Origin of the sequence: Dyella sp. OK004, assembly GCF_900114495.1 — a bacterium.
In the GTDB taxonomy this organism is placed as follows: domain Bacteria; phylum Pseudomonadota; class Gammaproteobacteria; order Xanthomonadales; family Rhodanobacteraceae; genus Dyella_D.
This window is the reverse complement of the sequence record NZ_FOZI01000005.1, coordinates 305,036-323,978: the sequence shown is the minus strand read 5'-3', so window position 1 is coordinate 323,978 and position 18,943 is coordinate 305,036. Positions and strand designations below refer to the sequence as shown.

Sequence of the window (18,943 nt, the reverse complement as noted above, 5' to 3'; positions counted from 1 at the left end):
CGCACAGGGTGCGCTCCTTCCGAGCCCTTGACTCAGTCGGGGGCGAATTGCTCGTCGAGGATGCGCTGCTCCAGATTGTGTTCCGGATCAAACAGCAGGCGCACACCGGGACCTTCCGATTGCTTCACGACCACGTCGCGCACGTCGCGCACTTCATGGAAATCGGCGGTGGCGCTGACCGGTCGCTTGCCGGGATCGAGCACACGCAGCGTCACCTGGGTACGGTGCGGCAGGATGGCACCGCGCCAGCGTCGCGGGCGAAACGGGCTGATCGGGGTTAGCGCCAGCACGTTGGCATCCAGCGGCAGGATCGGGCCATGCGCGGAGAGGTTGTACGCAGTGGAACCGGCGGGCGTGGAGACCAGAATGCCGTCGCATACCAGCGCATCGAGCTTCACCGCCTCGTTGAGCTGCACTTCCAGATGCGCGGCCTGGTTGCTCTGGCGCAGCAGCGAAACTTCGTTGAACGCCAACGCCTGATGCACTTCGCCGCTGACATCCGTGACCTGCATCTCCAGCGGATACAGCACGGCCGCATGCGCACGCGTGATCCGCCCATCCAGATCGTCGATGCGATGCTTGTTCATCAGAAAGCCCACCCGTCCCAGCTTCATGCCGTACACCGGCGCCGGCAGTGCGCGATACGCATGCAGGGTGCGCAGCATGAAGCCGTCGCCACCGAGCGCCACGATCGCCTCCGCCTGTTCCGGTGGCGTGTCGCCGTAGCGGTCGACCAGTTTGCGGCGTGCCTGCTGGGCAACGCTGGTTTCACTGGCGACGAAGGCGTAGGCCATGGGGAACCGTGAGGAGGTCAGTGAATGAGGGTCTCAGTTGAGCTCAGATAGAGAAAGGGCGCAAGACCATCGCTGGTCTGCGCCCTTTCTTCAGATCGATCAGGAATCAGTGGCCTTGCGGACCGCCACTGACTCCTGACGCCTTACTGGCTTACCGGTACCTGCGCGAGCTGCGCCAGGCGACGGACGGCGACCGAGGCGATCGGGTAGTCCGCGTTCTGGGTGAGGATTTCCGCCAGCATGCTGCGCGTGTACTTGAGCGTAGCGTCGTCACGCTGCAGCCACGCCCGCACCGGCGAGACGTCCTTGCTGCCGCCGGCCAATGCCAGCACCTGCAAGGCCAGCGCGCGATGTTGGTGGTTGAGCTCGTCCAGCAGCGAACCGCGGGCCTGGGCGTGCCAGTGGCCTTCCACCGGCAGCGCCTCGATCTGGCTGCGCAGCCATTCGAGATCCAGCGATTCACCCAGCTCGTAGAACACGCCCGCCACCTTGTCGACCGGCTGACCGCTCTGCTGCGCCACTTCGACCACGTCGAGCATGGCGCGCAGTTCGGGGATGCGGGCGAGACGCACTGCCAGATCCGCCGGCAGGCCCATGCCTTCCCATTTTTCCTGGCTGGTTGAGAAGTCGGCCTTGCCGGTTTCGGTCAGCGCATCAGGCAGCGCCGCACGCAAGGCGGCGACACCGGCCTGATAGCGCTCCACGTTGGCGGCGATATCCAGCGTGCCGCCCGGACGGTTGAGTAGCCAGCGGGTCAGATGACGCAGCAGCGACCAGATCTGCATGATCGCGTCGATCTGCGTGTCCTCGGCGGCCTTGCTGTCCAGCGCCTCGATCTCCGCCCACAGCTCACGCGCGCCGAGAATTTCACGAGCGGCGGTGTAAGCCTTGGCGATCGCCGCAGGACCCTGCCCCGTGTCTTCCTGCATGCGCATCATGAAGGTGGCGCCCATGCGGTTGATGGTGGAGTTGGTGACCGCGGTGGCGATGATTTCGCGCTTCAGGCGATGACGCTGCATGTGTGCGGCGTACTTGTCGTGCAACGGCTCGGGGAAGTAGCGCACCAACTCCTTGGAGAGGTACGGATCTTCCGGCACGTCGGAGTCGAGCATCTGCTGGAACAGCTTGATCTTGTCGTACGACAGCAGCACCGACAGCTCGGGACGGGTCATGCCCTGGCCGCGCGTCTTGCGCTCGGTCAGCTCGGCTTCGCTCGGCAGGTTTTCCACCTGGCGATCGAGCAGGCCCTCGCCCTCGAGCGTGCGGATGAAGTGGGCCATCGAACCCAGGCGGCGTACCGACTGATGCTCCATCAGGGTGATCGCCTGGTTCTGGCGATAGTTGTCCCACAGCACCAGCTGGCCGACTTCGTCGGTCATCGCCGCGAGCTGCTGGTTGCGCGCGTCCACCGTCAACTCGCCGCGCTGCACGGCGTCGTCGAGCAGGATCTTGATGTTCACCTCATGGTCGGAGGTGTCCACGCCGGCCGAGTTGTCGATGAAGTCAGTGTTAAGCAGCACGCCGTGCTGGGCGGCTTCGATGCGGCCCTTCTGGGTCATGCCCAGATTGCCGCCCTCGCCCACCACCTTGCAGCGCAGCTCACCACCATTGACGCGCAGGCCGTTGTTGGCGCGATCGCCCACGTCGGCATGCGTTTCGCTGCTGGCCTTCACGTAGGTGCCGATGCCCCCGTTCCACAGCAGGTCCACCGGCGCCTTGAGGATGGCGTTGAGCAGATCAGTCGGTGCCATTTGCGTCACATCAGCCTTGATGCCGAGCGCGGCGCGCACTTCCGGCGATACCGGAATCGACTTCAGCGCGCGCGAATAGACACCGCCACCCGCCGAGATCAACGACTTGTCGTAATCCTCCCAGCTCGAGCGCGGCAGCTTGAACATGCGCTCGCGCTCGACGAAGGAACGCGCCGCATCCGGGTTCGGGTCGAGGAAGATGTGGCGGTGATCGAACGCGGCCAGCAGGCGGATGTGCTGCGACAACAGCATGCCGTTGCCGAACACATCGCCGGACATATCGCCCACGCCCACGCAGGTGAAGTCCTGCGTCTGGCTGTCGCGACCCAGCGCACGGAAGTGACGCTTGACTGACTCCCACGCACCCTTCGCAGTGATGCCCATGCCCTTGTGGTCGTAGCCGTTGGAGCCACCGGAGGCGAACGCGTCGCCCAGCCAGAAACCATGCTCCACCGAGATCGCGTTGGCGATATCGGAGAACGTGGCCGTGCCCTTGTCGGCCGCCACCACCAAGTACGGATCGTCCGCGTCATGGCGCACCACGTCATGCGGCGGTACCACCTTGCCTTCGACCAGGTTGTCGGTGATATCGAGCAGGCCGCTGATGAACATGCGGTAGCAGGCGATGCCCTCGGCCAGCTGAGCGTCGCGGTCGCCGTTCACCGGCGGACGCTTGACGAAGAAGCCGCCCTTCGAGCCGACCGGCACGATCACGGTGTTCTTCACCATCTGCGCCTTGACCAGACCCAGCACTTCGGTGCGGAAGTCTTCGCGGCGATCCGACCAGCGCAGGCCACCGCGCGCCACCGCGCCGAAGCGCAGATGGATGCCTTCCACGCGCGGCGCGGAGACGAAGATTTCGCGGTACGGCACCGGCTTCGGCAGATCCGGCACGCGATGCGAGTCGAACTTGAAGCTGATGTAGCCGCGGTAAGCACCGTCCCACTGCTGGAAGAAGCTGGTGCGCAGGGTGCCGCGCATCAACGCCATGAAACTGCGCAGGATACGGTCGTCGTCGAGACTGGAAACCGTCTCCAGCAGCACGCCGATGGTCTCTTCAATCGCCTTGACTTGCTCGTCGCGCGGCTTGGCAAGGGCGGTGACCAGACCGGCAATCAGCGCCGGGTGAGCGGTGCGCACGGTTTCCGGAATCAACGCGGTCATTTCGCCCGACAGCGCCTCGCCGGCAGCCTTCAGTTCGTCGGCCGACAGGCTCTCGCGACGCGGATCGAACTTGGCCAGGAACAGCTCCACCAGCAGGCCGGCGATGGCCGGATAGCGGTTAAAGGCGTCTTCCATATAGCTCTGCGAGAACGCCACGCCAGTCTGCAGCAAGTATTTGCAGTAGCCGCGCAGCATGGCGATCTGGCGCCAGCCGAGCTTGGCGCCGAGCACCAGGCGGTTGAAGCCGTCGTTCTCGGCATTGCCGCGCCAGATGTGCTCGAAGGCGTCTTCGAACAGCGAACCCACCTGCTCCACCGTAAAGGCGAGGTTACCAACCGGCTGCACCTCGAAGTCCTGGATAAACAGCGGCGCGCCGTCGGTCTTCATTTCGTACACGTGCTCGGTGAGCACGCGCAGACCAAGGTTTTCCAGCTGCGGCAGCACTTCGGACAGCGCGATGTCGGCACCGCTGCGGTAGACCTTGAAGCGCAGCTCTTCCGGACGCTGGGCCGGGTGATAGAACGACATGCGCACGGCATCGTCGCCCTTCAGCAGCGACAACTGGCGCACGTCCTCGGCAGCGGCCGCCGCCGACACGTCTTCGATATAACCCGCCGGTAGTGCCTTGGCATAGCGATTCGCCAGCACCACGCCGTCGTGATCGCCGAGGCGCTTGACCAGGGCGTCGCGCACATCGTCGTGCCAGTTGCGCACGATCGCGGCAACACCCTCTTCCAGCTTGGCGGCATCGAAGTTCACGTGATCGCCGATCTTGGGGCGCACCACCACATGCAGGCGGGCCAGTGCGGCCTCGCCCATCAGCACGGCCGAATCGCTCTGCTCGCCGTGCAGCGCGTCGCGCAGCAGTGCTTCGATGCGCTCGCGCACCGAGGTGTTGAAGCGCTCGCGCGGCACAAACACCAGGCAGGTGAAGAAGCGGCCGTAGCGGTCGCGGCGCACGAACAGGCGCGTGCGGGCGCGCTGGCGCAGTTCGAGGATGCCGATGGCGGTGGCGTACAGCTCGTCCTCGTTGCTCTGGAACAGCTCCTCACGCGGCAGCGTTTCCAGAATGTGGCGCAGCGACTTGCCGGAGTACGAATCGCGCTTCAGCCCCGAACGGGCCAGCACGGCTTCCACCTTGTGGCGCACCAGTGGCACGTCCTGCGGACGCGCCATATAAGCGTTGGAAGAGAAGAGGCCGAGGAAGCGCTGCTCCGCGACCGGCTTGCCGTTGGCGTCGAACTTGAGCACGCCGATGTAATCCATGTGCCCGGGACGGTGCACGTGCGAGCGCGCATTGGTCTTGGTCAGGATGATCGCGTCGGTCGAACCCGACTGCGGCAGCTCGCTGGCCACCAGCGAACGGAGCGAACGCGGCGCCATCGAGCGCTCCTGCTTGTGCAGGATACCCAGGCCCGAGCCTTCCACCGAACGCAGCACTTCATCGCCGTCGGCCTGGGTCACTTCGTATTCGCGGTAACCGAGGAAGGTAAAGTTGTCGTCAGCCACCCAACGCAGGAATTCGTTTGCCTCTTCCACCGAACTGGCGTTGACCGGCAGCTGGCGCTTGGTCAGCTCGTCGGCGATGACCAGCGCCTTGTCGCGCATCTTGGACCAGTCGTTGACCGAGGCGCGCACGTCTTCAAGCGCGGCTTCGATCTGCCCCTTCAGCTGCGCCATCTCGGCGTCGCCGGCCATGCGGTCCACTTCGAAATGCATCACCGATTCGGGCGTGCCGTTTTCCGCACCCAACTGCTGCAGGCGGCCAGCGGCATCGCGTACGGCCTTCACCACCGGATGGATCACCGCGTGGATCTGCAACTTGGCTGACACAATCATGCTCACCGTGTCGACCAGGAATGGCATGTCGTCAGTGACGATCTGCACCAGGCTGCGGCCGGCATGACCGGACTCGGGGTTGATCACGCGCACCAAAGCACGGCCGGGCTGACGCTGCTGCGTGAACTCGAGCAGGCCGGCCATCAGCGCGGCCCATTCGGCGGCGGTGTGCAACTCGAGGTCGCTGGAGGCCATGCGCGAGAAGAAGGCGCCGATAAAAAATTGCGCCTCATCAAGGCGCTGGGTAGGTAAGCCGCTTTTTTTCAGTTCTTCGAAAACAACAGCCTGGATCGGGTTATCACTGGCCGCACGAATCGCATTCATGGCATCTACTTGTCTGTGGGGACGGAATGGTGCAGAAAAGCCGCAAAAGGATACGCCTGCCCCGCATGCTTAGCCACCTGCACTGCGGCACAAACTTCAGGTCTCGATGTGTTTACCAGGCGCTCGAAAGACTCAGCACCCGCGTGTGATCGTTCGAGCTTCCGTCAGTGGAGCAACCGAATGTATACGGCCCAGTGGAAGCGTCGCGTGTATCGGTCCAGATCATCTGCGCATTCCATGCCTGCCAGTTGAATCCAATACCCGCGCGTATGTCGTAACCGCATGCGCTACGCGGCCACACGCACGTCACGGCCGTTGCGACGCAACATGCACAGGTATGAATATGAAAAAGCATGGAAGCGCGTTGACACCGGCACGGTGCGGTCATGCGCCATGACGATGACCCGTATGGAGGGACGGCAGGATCGGAATGAGGGCTCTCGAAGCGCGCCCGCTTTAGCGATGCGGCATGCCCGGCTCGACCATTCCGGTTCAAAGCCCGGTCAGTCGCGCACTTACGCACCCATCTACTGGCCGGCCCCATTCACGGGAGGAGAAAGCCCGCCGGCCGGCATCACACTCCCTTCGCGATGAAAATACGAAGAATTTGGGGCTAGACCATACGTGAAGGCAAATTGTAAACTGTACGGTATAGTCAGCCCCGATTACCCGGCTCGATGGGCTGTTCGAGCGCTTGTCCACACCCCGTTTCCGCTGTAAAGCGGGACGTCAGGCACTGGGCAGGCTGTTCGCGAGCCGTAAAGCTTGAGGTCTGGCCGCCGATCCGGGGGGTCGGCGCCACCCCTACCCCGATACTTAAAGAACGGAGTCCCCATGAAGTCCTCGTCACTGCGCACACCGATGATGTGCCTGGGCCTGCTGGCACTGGCCGCTTGCGGAGGCAAGAAGGAACAAGGTCCCCCGCAGATGCCTCCGCCCGAAGTCGGGGTGGTCAAGGCGCAGCCGCAGAGCGCGCCGCTAAGCAAGGACCTGGTGGGTCGCGTCTCCGCCTATCGCAGCGCCGACGTGCGCGCCCGCGTCTCGGGCGTGCTGCTCAAGCGCGTCTATCAGGAAGGCACCGACGTCAAGAAAGGCCAGGTGCTGTTCGAAATCGAGCCCTCGGTCTACCAGGCCGCCCTGAGTTCCGCCCAGGCCAACCTGACCTCGGCGCAGGCCACCTATACGAATGCGCACAAGGCCGCGGAGCGCTTCCGCCAATTGCGTCCGCAGGGCTTCATCTCGCAATCCGACCTCGATAGCGCCGAAGCCAACGAGCGCAGCTCAGCCGCCGCGGTGAAGCAGTCCCAGGCTGCCGTGGAAAGCGCACGTATCAATCTCGGCTTCACCCGCGTCACCTCGCCAATCGACGGCCGCGCCGGGCAGCAGCAGCTGACCGAGGGCGCCATCGTGGGTAACAGCAGCGCCGACGGCGGTGCCAATTCGACCTTGCTCACCACGATCGACCAGCTCGACCCGCTGTACGTGAACTTCACCGTGAGCGCGGCGGATCTGGATCGCCTGCGCGCAGCGCAGGCTGCAGGACACGTGGTGCTGTCGGATACGGCCAAGACCTCGGTGGAAATCACCCTGCCAGACGGCAGCAAGTACGACCAGAAGGGCATGCTCGACTTCTCCGGCGCTGCGGTCGATCCGACCACCGGCACGGTGAACCTGCGTGCGCAGCTGGCCAACCCGCAGCACCGCCTGCTGCCGGGCACCTACGTCACCATCACCGCGAACCTCGGCGAACAGGCCAATGTGTTCCTGATTCCGCAGCAGGGCGTCGCTCGCGACGTCGCCGGCGCCTACGCGCTGGTAGTCGGCCAGGACGGCAAGGTGGCGCGCAAGAACGTGGTCGCCAACAACATGGCCACCGGCAACTGGATCGTCACCAGCGGCCTGGCCGCCGGTGATGAAGTCATTGTGTCGGGACTTCAGGCCGTGCAGCCGGGTGCCCCTGCCAAAGCCACGCCTTGGCAGCCGAACAAGGACAGCAACGGTCCAGCAGGCGCACCAGGTAGCACCAAGCCTGCTGCCGGCAAGCAGTAAGGGAGCCGACCGACATGCCGAGTTTCTTCATTGACCGCCCGATTTTCGCTTGGGTGGTAGCCATCCTCATAACCATGGTCGGCACGATTGCGATGCTGAACATGGGTATTGAGTCCTATCCCAACATCGCTCCGCCGCAGGTAGTGGTGTCGGCGACCTTCCCCGGCGCCAACGCCGATACGGTGGAAAAGAACGTTACCCAGGTGATCGAGCAGCAGCTCACCGGTATCGACCACCTGCTGTATTTCAGTTCGTCCTCCAGTGCCAGCGGCACCGCTTCCATCACCCTCACCTTCGAGACCGGCACCAATCCGGATATCGCCCAGGTGCAGGTGCAGAACAAGGTTTCGCTGGCTCAGCCGCGTCTGCCTTCGGCGGTGACTCAGCAGGGTGTGGTGGTTGCCAAGAACAACCCCGACTTCCTGATGTTCGTATCGCTGGTCTCCTCCAACCCGGAGATCGACGGCAACCGTCTGGCCGACATCATCGCTTCGCAGGTGTCTGACCAGGTCGGCCGCATCCCCGGCGTAGGCAGCACCCGCGTGATCGGTGCCGAGTACGCCGTGCGCATCTGGCTGAATCCGGACAAGTTGCAGGGTTATGGCCTCTCCGCCAGCGCCGTGCGCGACGCCGTCTCCACCCAGAACGTGCAGTTCGCTGCCGGCTCGCTGGGCGCCGATCCGGCCCCTACCGACCAGGCCTTCACTGCCACGGTGTCGGCCGAAGGCCGCTTCTCCTCGCCGGAGGAGTTCAGCAACATCATCCTGCGCGCTAACAGTGACGGCACGGCAGTCAGGCTCGGCGACGTGGCCCGTGTCACGTTCGGCCCGCAGACCTACGGCCTGGTTTCGACCTGGAACGGCCAGCCAGTCGGCGGCCTCGGCGTGCAGCTGCTGCCGGGCGCCAACGCGCTCGACGTCGCCACCGCCGTGCGCGCCAAGATGGACGAACTGGCCAGGGACTTCCCGCAGGGCGTTACCTGGTTCGCGCCGTACGACACGACGCCGTTCGTGAAAGTCTCAATCAATGAAGTGGTGCACACCCTGGTCGAGGCGATCATCCTCGTGTTCCTGGTGATGCTGATCTTCCTGCAGAACATCCGCGCCACCATCATTCCCACCCTGGTGATTCCAGTGGCGCTGCTCGGCACCTTTATCGGTCTGATCTCGCTGGGCTTCACCATCAACCAGCTGACTCTGTTCGGCATGGTGTTGGCCATCGGTATCGTGGTGGACGACGCGATCGTGGTGATCGAGAACGTCGAACGCATCATGACCGAGGAACACCTCCCGCCGAAGGAGGCCACCCGCAAAGCCATGGGCCAGATCACCGGCGCGGTGGTGGCGATTACGGTGGTGCTGGCGGCGGTGTTCATTCCGTCCGCATTGCAGGCCGGTGCTTCGGGCGTGATCTACAAGCAGTTCGCGCTGACCATCGCGGTGTCGATGGGCTTCTCCGCGTTCCTCGCGCTGTCGTTCACCCCGGCGCTGTGCGCCACCATGTTGAAGCCGACCCACAACGAAAAGAAGAACGTCGTCTACCGTGGGTTCAACACGCTTTTCGACAAGGTCACGCACGTCTATAGCGGCCACATCGGCAGCGCGGCGCGTCATGCGCCACGCTGGATGATCGTGTTCGCGCTTGTCGCCGCGCTGGCCGGGTTCCTGTACACCAAACTGCCAACCAGCTTCGTGCCCAGTGAAGACCAGGGCTTCGCGCTGGCCATCGTCAACCTGCCGCCCGGAGCCACCATCAAGCGCACTGAAGCGGTGATGGGTGAGATGCGCGAGCGGCTGAAGAACAGCCCGCTGAACGATGCCATCGTCGGCATGTACCAGATCAGCGGCTTCAGCTTCGTCGGCCAGAGCGAAAGCGCGGGTATGGCCTTCATCAAGTTGAAGGACTGGAGCGAGCGCAAGATCACCGCGGACGAGCTGATCATGCAGGCCAACGGCGTGCTGCACGGCATTCGTGATGCGCAGATCTTCGTGGTGAACCTGCCGACCATCCGCGGCCTCAGCCAGTTCGGCGGCATCGACATGTATCTGCAGGCACGTGCAGGCCAGTCGCATGGCGAGCTGATGCAGGCGATGGGCATGGTGCTGGGCAAGTCCAAGGGTAATCCGGCCTTGGTCGGTACCCGCCCCAACTCACTGCCAGATGCACCGCAGTGGGACTTGAAGGTGGATCGCGTGCAGGCGGAATCGATGGGGCTTTCGGTCAGTGATGTCTATACCGCTGTCCAGCTGACCCTGGCGCCGATCTACGTCAATGACTTCATCTACGGCGGCCGCGTGAAGCGCGTGTACCTGCAGGCCGACCAGCCCTATCGCATGGGGCCCGATGCGCTGCAGCACATCTTCTCGCCCAGCGTGCTGGCAAACAGTGCGACGAGGACAGCAGCCAATCCGTACAACATGATCCCGATCTCCAGCGTGGTGCAGACCAAGTGGGATTCGGGCTCCCCGGCACTGACCCGCTACAACGGCTATTCCGCCGTGGAAATCGTGGCCAGCGAAGGCCAGGGCTACTCCACCGGCCAGGCCATGGCGGCGTTGCAGAACATCGTCGACAACGACCTGCCCAAGGGCTTCGGCGCGGACTGGACCGGTCAGTCGTATCAGGAAATCCTGGCCGGCAACTCGGCCACGCTGCTGATGGTGCTGTCGATCGTCATCGTGTTCCTGTGCCTTGCCGCACTGTACGAGAGCTGGTCGATTCCGGTCGCCGTGCTGCTGGTGGTGCCGCTGGGCCTGTTGGGCACGGTAGTGTTCTCGATGTTGCGCGGCCTGCCGAACGACATGTACTTCAAGATCGGCATGATCACGGTGATCGGCCTGGCCGCGAAGAACGCGATTCTGATCGTGGAGTTCGCGGTGGAGCAACAACAGCAAGGACACTCGCTGTTCCAGTCGGTGGTGACCGCCTCCCGCCTGCGACTGCGCCCGATCCTGATGACCTCGATGGCCTTCATCCTCGGCGTGTTCCCGCTGGCGATCTCCACCGGCGCGGGTGCGAACTCCCGCCACGCCATCGGTACCGGCGTGATTGGCGGCATGATGTTCGCCACCTTCCTCGGCTTGCTGCTGATCCCAGTGTTCTACGTGGTGGTACGCCGTGCGCTGGGCGACAAGCTCGACGAGCCGTCGAACAAGATCCCGCAAACGCATGCGCAGCTGCCCAACGAACCCGGGCAGCAGTCGTTCGATTCCGATCCGCGTCGCGGGTCGTAATCAACGACTCGGCAACACCTCAAGCCCCGGCAGCGATGCCGGGGCTTTTTTTGGGGCCGCATAAACGAAAACGCCCGGCAGGTTTCCCTGCCGGGCGTTCGTCCCAACGGAGGCATTCGACTTAGCGCAGACCCGTCTCGGCGCGAGCAATCACCATGCGCTGGATCTCGCTGGTGCCCTCGTAGATCTCAGTGATCTTGGCGTCGCGGAAGTAACGCTCCAGCGGCATTTCTTTCGAGTAACCCATGCCGCCGTGGATCTGCACTGCCTGATGCGCGATCCACATCGCCGCCTCGGAGGCGACCAGCTTGGCCACCGATGCCTCGGTGCCAAAACGGCCACCGTTCTTGTCGGTTTCGCCCTTGGTCCAGGCTGCGCGCAAGGTCAGCAGCGTGGCTGCGTCGAGCTTGCACTTCATGTCGGCGATCTTGGCCTGGGTCATCTGGAAGGTGCCGATCGGATGACCGAAAGCCTTGCGATCGCGTGACCACTGCAAGGTCGCTTCATAAGCGGCGCGCGCAATGCCGACGGCTTGCGAGGCAATGCCGATACGACCGGCGTCCAGCACGCCCATCGCGATCGAAAAGCCCTTGCCCTCTTCGCCCAGCAGGTTTTCCTTGGGGCAAATGTAGTCGGTGAACTCGATCTCGCAGGTGGCCGATGCGCGGATGCCGAGCTTCGGCTCGGTCTTGCCGGCATGGAAGCCCGGTAACTGCGTGTCGATGATGAATGCCGACACGCCCTTGGCGCCGATGCCCGGCGTGCTGATGGCGAACAGGATGATGTAGCGCGCGACAGGACCCGAAGTGATCCAGCTCTTCTTGCCGTTGATCACCCAGTCGCCGTTGGCGTTCTTGGTGGCACGCGTGTGCATGGCCGACGCATCGGAACCCGACTGCGGCTCGGTCAGCGCGTAGGCGCCAATGGCCTCGCCCTGCGCGATGGCGCGAACATACTTCTGCTTCTGCTCCTCCGTGCCGTGCTTGAGGATGCCGTTGCAGAACAGCGAATTGTTCACCGACATAATCGTGGAGGTGGCGGCATCGGCCGCAGCGATCTCGATCATCGCCAGCACATAGGCGATCGGATCCATGCCCGCGCCGCCGTACGCCTCCGGCACCTCGATGCCCATCAGGCCCAGCTGGCCCATCTCGCGAATGTTCTCCAGCGGGAATTCGCCTTTCGCATCCAGCTCGGCGGCAACCGGCACGATGCGCTTCTGGGCGAAATCGCGGGCAATGGACTGGATCGACAGCTGATCTTCGGTAAAGCGGAAATCCATGGGGAGGGCTCCAGAGTGAGGCTAGCCGCCCATTTTAGCGGGAGGGGCCGAAAACCCTTTGTGCGACCGCAGCAAGGCCGTCCGAATAGGAGCGCCCCCCGAGCCGCCCCCACAGCATCTTGACGCACTGGGCCTAGGCGCCTAGCCTTACGCATCTCTTTATCGCGATATAAGGATGCAGCGTGGATCTCGCCACCGCTTCCAGCGTCCTGCGGTTGCTGGCCGACCCCACCCGGGTGCGCCTGCTGGCCTTGCTCGAACGCGAAGAATTGACCGTCGCCGAACTGGCCTCCGTGCTGCATCTGGCACAGCCGCGCGTGTCCACCCACCTGGCCAAGCTCAAGGAAGCCGAGCTGGTGCGCGACCGCCGCGCGGGTGTCTCCGCCTACTACCGTGCCAATAGCGAAGGCGACGAACACCAGCACAGCCTGATCCGCTCGCTGCGCGACAGCATCGACGACGCCCTGCTGCGCGACGACGCCGCGCGCCTGCCCGGCGTGCTCGCCCAGCGCGCCCGCGAGGAAGGCTGGGCCGATACCGTGGCCGGCGACATGGAGCGCCACTATTCCCCCGGCCGCACCTGGGAAACCCTGGCGCGCTCGCTGCTGCAGTTACTGGAAACCGGCGACGTGCTGGATATCGCCTCCGGCGACGGCATCACCGCCGAACTGCTGGCGCCGCATGCGCGCTCGATCGTCTGCGTCGACTCCAGCGAGCGCGTGGCCGAGGCCGCCGCACAGCGCCTCAAGCCTTTCACCAATGTCGAGGTACGCCAGGGCGACATGCATGCACTCGATCTCGGCGAGCGCCGCTTCGATCTGGTGTTGATGCTGCACGCCCTTACTTATGCGGAACAGCCGGCGAAAGCCGTAGCGGAAGCCTCGCGCCTGCTGCGCCCCGGTGGCCGCCTGCTCGCCGTGACCTTGGGCAAGCACGACCACCGCGCGGTGGTAGAACCGTTCGATCACCGCAACCTGGGCTTTTCGCGCGATGAACTGGACCGCTACGCCAAGAGCGCCGGTCTCGACGTACTGAGCTGCACGCGCCTGAGCCGCGAGCGCAAGGCCCCGCATTTTGAAGTCATCAGCCTGCTCGCGCGCAAACCGTGAGGACCGAATCATGAGCACCCCCTGGCTCCACCCCGATCGCGTTGCGTTGCTTGAAAACGCATTGCGCCAACGCATCCTGATCCTCGACGGCGGCATGGGTACCATGTTGCAGGGCCATCAACTCGATGAGGACGGCTTCCGCGGCGACCGCTTCGCCGAAGGCCGCGACAGCGCGCACGAACATCACCACGACCACCCCGGCAGTTGCGACCTCAAAGGCAACAACGACCTGCTCACGCTGACCAAGCCGGAGATTATCCGCGGCGTGCACGAGGCCTATCTCGAAGCCGGTGCCGATCTGGTCGAAACCAATACTTTCAACTCCACCCGCATCAGCCAGGCCGACTATCACCTGGAACACCTTGCGTACGAGCTGAACCGCGAAGGCGCACGCCTGGCGCGCGCAGCCTGCGATGCGTACACCGCGAAGACGCCGGACAAGCCGCGCTTCGTGATCGGCGTGCTCGGTCCCACCAGCCGCACGGCTTCACTGTCGCCGGACGTCAACGACCCCGGCTTCCGCAATGTCACCTTCGAAGAACTCGCGGCCAACTACACCGAATCGGCCAATGGCCTGATCGATGGCGGCGCTGACGTCATCATGGTCGAAACCATTTTCGACACACTCAATGCCAAGGCCGCACTGTTCGCGCTGAGCGAGCTGTTCCATCAGCGCCGTGCGCGCCTGCCGGTGATGATCTCCGGCACCATCACCGACCGCTCCGGCCGCACTCTCTCCGGCCAGACCGCCGAGGCGTTCTATTACTCGGTGGCCCACGCGCGGCCCCTCACCGTCGGTCTCAATTGCGCGCTAGGCGCCGCCGATCTGCGCCCCCACGTGCAGACCCTGTCCAACGTCGCCGACTGCTTTATCAGCACGCACCCCAATGCCGGCCTGCCCAACGCCTTCGGCGAATACGACGAAACCCCGGAACAAATGGCCTCGGTGATCGGCAGCTTCGCCCGCGACGGCCTGCTCAACCTGGTCGGCGGCTGCTGCGGCACCACGCCGGCGCACATCAAAGCCATTGCTGAAGCCGTGCGGCACTGTCCGCCGCGTGCTCTTCCTGTCGCCAAACAGGAGGCCGCATGAGCGCATGCATACCCCTCCCCCTGCTCGCAGGGGGAGGCTGGGAGGGGGGAAACCCTTGCGACACCGCCGCACAGCTTGCGGGGCTTGACCCCACCCCTACCCTCCCCTGCTGCACGCAGGGGAGGGAGCACATCGTTTTGCTTGAAGGCTTCCACTGCGCATGAGCTCCATCCGCCACACCCGACTTTCCGGCCTCGAGCCGCTGGTCATCACGCCCGACCTGCTGTTCGTCAATGTCGGCGAACGCACCAATGTCACCGGCTCCGCGCAGTTCAAAAAGCTGATCAAGGAAGATCGCTACGAAGAAGCGGTCGACGTCGCCCGCCAGCAGGTTGCCAACGGCGCGCAGATCATCGACGTCAACATGGACGAAGGTCTGATCGATTCGGAGGCGGCGATGACCCGCTACCTCAATCTGATCGCTGCCGAGCCCGACATCGCCCGCGTGCCTGTGATGGTCGACTCATCCAAGTGGACCGTGATCGAAGCCGGCTTGCGCTGCCTACAGGGCAAAGGCATCGTCAACTCGATCTCGATGAAGGAAGGCGAGGAAATCTTCCTCGAACACGCGCGCAAGGTGCAGCAGTACGGCGCCGCGGTGGTGGTAATGGCCTTCGACGAGCAAGGCCAGGCCGACACCTGCGAACGCAAAGTGGAGATCTGTTCGCGCGCCTACGCGTTGCTCACTACCCGGCTCGACTTCCCGCCCGAAGACATCATCTTCGACCCCAACATCTTCGCCATCGCCACCGGCATCGAAGAACACAACAACTACGCGGTGGATTTCATCGAAGCCACGCGCGAGCTGAAAAAACGCTTCCCGGCCAGCCACATCTCCGGTGGCGTCTCCAACGTCTCGTTCTCGTTCCGCGGTAACAACACCGTGCGAGAGGCGATCCATTCCGTGTTCCTGTACCACGCCATCAAGGCCGGCATGGACATGGGCATCGTCAACGCCGGCGCGCTGATGATCTATGACGACGTGCCGGAAGAATTGCGCGAGCGCGTCGAGGATGTGGTGCTCAACCGCCGCCCCGACGCCACCGAACGCCTGCTCGAGGTCGCCGAAAAGTTCAAGGCGAAGAAAGGCGAAGTTGTCGTCGAAAACCTGGCATGGCGCGAGAAGCCCGTGCGCGACCGCCTCAGCCACGCGCTTGTGCACGGCATCGACCAATACGTCGAGGTCGACACCGAAGAAGCCCGCCAGCTGTCCAGCCGTCCGCTCGACGTGATCGAAGGTCCGCTGATGGATGGCATGAACGTGGTCGGCGACCTGTTCGGCGCCGGCAAGATGTTCCTGCCACAGGTAGTGAAATCCGCCCGCGTGATGAAGAAGGCGGTGGCCTACCTGCTGCCTTATATCGAAGAGGAAAAACTGCGCACCGGTGACGTCGGCAAGAACAACGGCACCATCGTGATGGCCACGGTGAAAGGCGACGTGCACGACATCGGCAAGAACATCGTCGGCGTGGTGCTCCGCTGCAACAATTTCGATGTGATCGACCTCGGCGTGATGGTGTCGGCGCAGAAAATCCTCGACACCGCACGCGAGCACAACGCCGACATCATCGGCCTGTCCGGCCTGATCACCCCCTCGCTGGAGGAAATGAGCCAGGTCGCGCGCGAAATGCAGCGGCAGGATTTCCAGATTCCCCTCCTGATCGGTGGCGCCACCACGTCGCGCGCGCATACCGCGCTGAAGATCGAACCGCACTACAAGTCGCCCACGGTATGGGTGAAAGACGCCTCGCGCGCCGTCGGCGTGGCGCAGTCGCTAGTCAGCAAAGAGCTGATCGACAACTTCATGGCGAAGGTCCGCGCCGAATATGCAGAAGTGCGCGAACGCCATCGCAACCGCGGCCCAGGCAAACAGCTGGTGTCGCTGGAAAAGGCGCGTGGGCAGCGTTTCACCTGCGACTGGGCCAGCTACGAACCGCCGCAGCCGAACCGGCCCGGCATCACCGTGTTCGATGCCTATGATCTGGCGGAGCTGCGCCGCTATATCGACTGGAGCCCCTTCTTCAATGCGTGGGAGCTGGCCGGCCGTTATCCGGCCATCCTGCAGGACGAGATCGTCGGCACCCAGGCCACCGAACTGTTCCGCGATGCACAGGAGATGCTCGATCGCATCGTCAAGGAAAAGTGGCTGACCGCGCGCGGCGTGATCGGCTTCTGGCCGGCCGCACAGAGCGGTGACGATACGGAAGTCTATGCCGCCGACGGCAAGAAGCTCGCCACCCTGCATCACCTGCGCCAGCAGGTCGACAAGCCAGTGGAGCGTCCCGATTTCTCGCTGGGCGATTTCATCGCACCGAAAGAGGCCGGCAAGCATGACTGGATCGGTGGCTTCGCCGTCACCTCCGGCGTCGGCATCGAGGAACACGTCGCCCGCTTTGAAGCCGCGCACGACGACTATTCATCGATCATGCTCAAGGCCCTCGCCGACCGTCTCGCCGAAGCCTTCGCCGAACGCATGCACGAGCGCGTGCGCCGCGAATTCTGGGGCTACATGCCGGACGAAACGCTGGATAACAACGCACTGATCGACGAGAAATACTGCGGCATCCGCCCCGCCCCCGGCTACCCGGCCTGCCCCGACCACACCGAGAAGGCCACGCTGTTCAAGCTGCTCGACGCCACCGCCAATACCAGCATCGAACTCACTGAAGGCTTCGCGATGTACCCCACCGCCGCCGTCTCCGGCTGGTACTTCTCACACCCGGATAGCCAGTACTTCGTAGTAGGCCGCCTCACCCGCGAACAGGTCGAGGACTATGCCAAGCGCAAGGGCTGGACGCGCGAGGAAGCGGAGCGCTGGCTGGCACCAAATCTGGATTACGACCCGGATTGATGGCTGCTTTGTTCCTCCCTCTCAGGCAGAGGGAGGAACATCACGCGCTCAGGTCTCTTCCGGACCGCCCGGACGCACCGTCTCAGGTTTGTGCTGCTTCAGATGGGCGAACACGTTGTAGATCGAAACCAGCATCGGAAACGCCGTCTGGATGATGCCAACGGAGTCGTTCTTGCCCCAGATGAAATACGCCAGCGTCAGCACACTGCCCGCCACCGAGAGGTACCAGAACGACATGGGTACCACCACCTTCTTCTGCTTCTTGGTCGCATAGAACTGCACGAACCAACGCGCGGTGAAAAGCAGTGTGCCAAGCAGGCCGATGAGCTTCCACGGCGTCAGTGTGATCATGTGCAGGTTGGCGAGGGCGTCGTGCATGAGTCGGTTCCGTTCTTGAGGCCGGCGCATTGTACCCGCCGGCTCCTTTGCTCTCACTTCCCCCACCCTGCGGCAAAAACGCCCCAGGCCAGCCTGGGCCTCACCCCAGGGCATTGACCTGAGACAAAACACCCCGTATATTTGCGCGCTCTCGGCGGGCGGTTAGCTCAGCGGTAGAGCACTGCCTTCACACGGCAGGTGTCACAAGTTCGATCCTTGTACCGCCCACCACTCAGATTAGAAAAAGGCCACCCATCGGGTGGCCTTTTTCATGCGATCAGAAGGCGCCCCGCTCTCTGCGGCGCAAGCGGACTTCGTGATAACCCACGTATACCGCCCCCACCGCCGTCATCAACGCCAGCAGATACCAGGTAATCAGATACACCAGATGATTGTTGGGAAAGCTGATCACTGTCAGCCCTCCCCGCGGCCAGCCGGCCGTATCGGCGGGATTAGCATCCGCATCCACGAAATACGGCGTGACCTTCGTGAAGCCGTGCGCAGCGGCGATGGCTTGCACGTCGCGTGCATACCAGCGTCCCTTCGCGGGATCGTTGTGCCGCAGAAAAACTTTGGTCTCCGGCATGCGCAGCAGCCCAGTCACCGTCGTCTCGCCTTCCGGCCCCAGCGCGCAGGTTGCGTTGCGGCCGCACCAGTCAGGCGGAACAAAACCGCGGTTGATCAGCACCACGGTGCCATCGGCCGTGCGCAACGGGGTCAGCAGCCAGTAGCCACTGCCGAGCGCGGTGCTCGCGGTAACAAGCGTCTGCTGATCGTGCAGGAACACGCCGCTCAAACGTACGTGCCGGTATTCGTCGGCGGTGGCGGTTACTTGCGGCCATTGAGATAGCGCGGGCGCCGCGACTGCGGTTTCGTGCACGCGCGCGTCCACGCGTGCGATGAGGTCGCGTTTCCACGCGAGGCGATGCACCTGCCAGGTGCCAAGGGCGACAAAGCCCGCAAAGGCCACCAGCGCGAACAGCGCCAATGCGGTGAGCGCCAGCGGCCCGCGCGGGCCGCGTTCCGTCGATGCTTTCGGAGCGACGCCTAGTCCAGGCATGGCCTTGTGGCTCGCA

Annotated in this window: 10 protein-coding genes and 1 tRNA gene; 6 read left to right on the top strand and 5 right to left on the bottom strand. The window is 63.8% G+C overall.

Annotated elements, in window-relative coordinates; genetic code table 11:
* Nucleotides 1-32: 32 nt before the first annotated feature.
* Nucleotides 33-794: an NAD kinase gene (locus BM338_RS19630; RefSeq protein ID WP_090454038.1), complete on the bottom strand. Its 762-nt coding sequence runs from the start codon at nt 792-794 to the stop codon at nt 33-35.
* Nucleotides 795-937: 143 nt separating this feature from the next.
* On the bottom strand, nt 938-5,872 hold the full coding sequence (locus BM338_RS19625; RefSeq protein ID WP_090454036.1) for an NAD-glutamate dehydrogenase: 4,935 nt from the start codon (nt 5,870-5,872) through the stop codon (nt 938-940).
* Nucleotides 5,873-6,706: 834 nt separating this feature from the next.
* Between BM338_RS19625 and BM338_RS19620 the strand changes: the two genes are divergently transcribed.
* Together BM338_RS19620 and BM338_RS19615 are read left to right on the top strand one after the other, a co-directional pair.
* Entirely contained in the window at nt 6,707-7,921 is a 1,215-nt protein-coding gene (locus tag BM338_RS19620) for an efflux RND transporter periplasmic adaptor subunit (RefSeq protein WP_090454034.1), read from the top strand.
* A gap of 14 nt (nt 7,922-7,935) precedes the next feature.
* Entirely contained in the window at nt 7,936-11,154 is a 3,219-nt protein-coding gene (locus BM338_RS19615) for an efflux RND transporter permease subunit (protein ID WP_090454032.1), read from the top strand.
* A 121-nt stretch (nt 11,155-11,275) separates the two neighbouring features.
* Here the strand turns inward: BM338_RS19615 and BM338_RS19610 are convergent, their stop codons facing one another.
* Entirely contained in the window at nt 11,276-12,436 is a 1,161-nt protein-coding gene (locus BM338_RS19610) for an acyl-CoA dehydrogenase family protein (RefSeq protein WP_090454030.1), read from the bottom strand.
* 182 nt (nt 12,437-12,618) lie between these two features.
* Between BM338_RS19610 and BM338_RS19605 the strand changes: the two genes are divergently transcribed.
* The 3 genes from BM338_RS19605 (at nt 12,619) to metH (ending at nt 17,489) form a co-directional block, all read left to right on the top strand.
* Nucleotides 12,619-13,545 (top strand): ArsR/SmtB family transcription factor, encoded by a 927-nt coding sequence (locus tag BM338_RS19605; RefSeq protein ID WP_090454028.1) that lies wholly within the window; start codon nt 12,619-12,621, stop codon nt 13,543-13,545.
* 10 nt (nt 13,546-13,555) lie between these two features.
* Nucleotides 13,556-14,638, top strand: coding sequence for a homocysteine S-methyltransferase family protein (locus BM338_RS19600; RefSeq protein ID WP_090454026.1), 1,083 nt, complete (start codon nt 13,556-13,558; stop codon nt 14,636-14,638).
* A 160-nt stretch (nt 14,639-14,798) separates the two neighbouring features.
* Entirely contained in the window at nt 14,799-17,489 is a 2,691-nt protein-coding gene (gene metH / locus BM338_RS19595) for a methionine synthase (protein ID WP_090454023.1), read from the top strand.
* Nucleotides 17,490-17,537: 48 nt separating this feature from the next.
* Here the strand turns inward: metH and BM338_RS19590 are convergent, their stop codons facing one another.
* A complete protein-coding gene (locus tag BM338_RS19590; protein ID WP_090454021.1) occupies nt 17,538-17,867 on the bottom strand; it encodes a lipid-A-disaccharide synthase N-terminal domain-containing protein in 330 nt (109 codons plus the stop codon).
* A gap of 156 nt (nt 17,868-18,023) precedes the next feature.
* On the opposite strand from BM338_RS19590, the gene BM338_RS19585 reads away from it, so the two are divergent.
* A tRNA-Val gene (locus BM338_RS19585) sits at nt 18,024-18,098 on the top strand.
* Between the two features lie 46 nt (nt 18,099-18,144).
* Here BM338_RS19585 and BM338_RS19580 read toward each other — a convergent pair.
* Nucleotides 18,145-18,927 (bottom strand): SURF1 family protein, encoded by a 783-nt coding sequence (locus BM338_RS19580; protein WP_090454019.1) that lies wholly within the window; start codon nt 18,925-18,927, stop codon nt 18,145-18,147.
* Between the last annotated feature and the right edge of the window lie 16 nt (nt 18,928-18,943).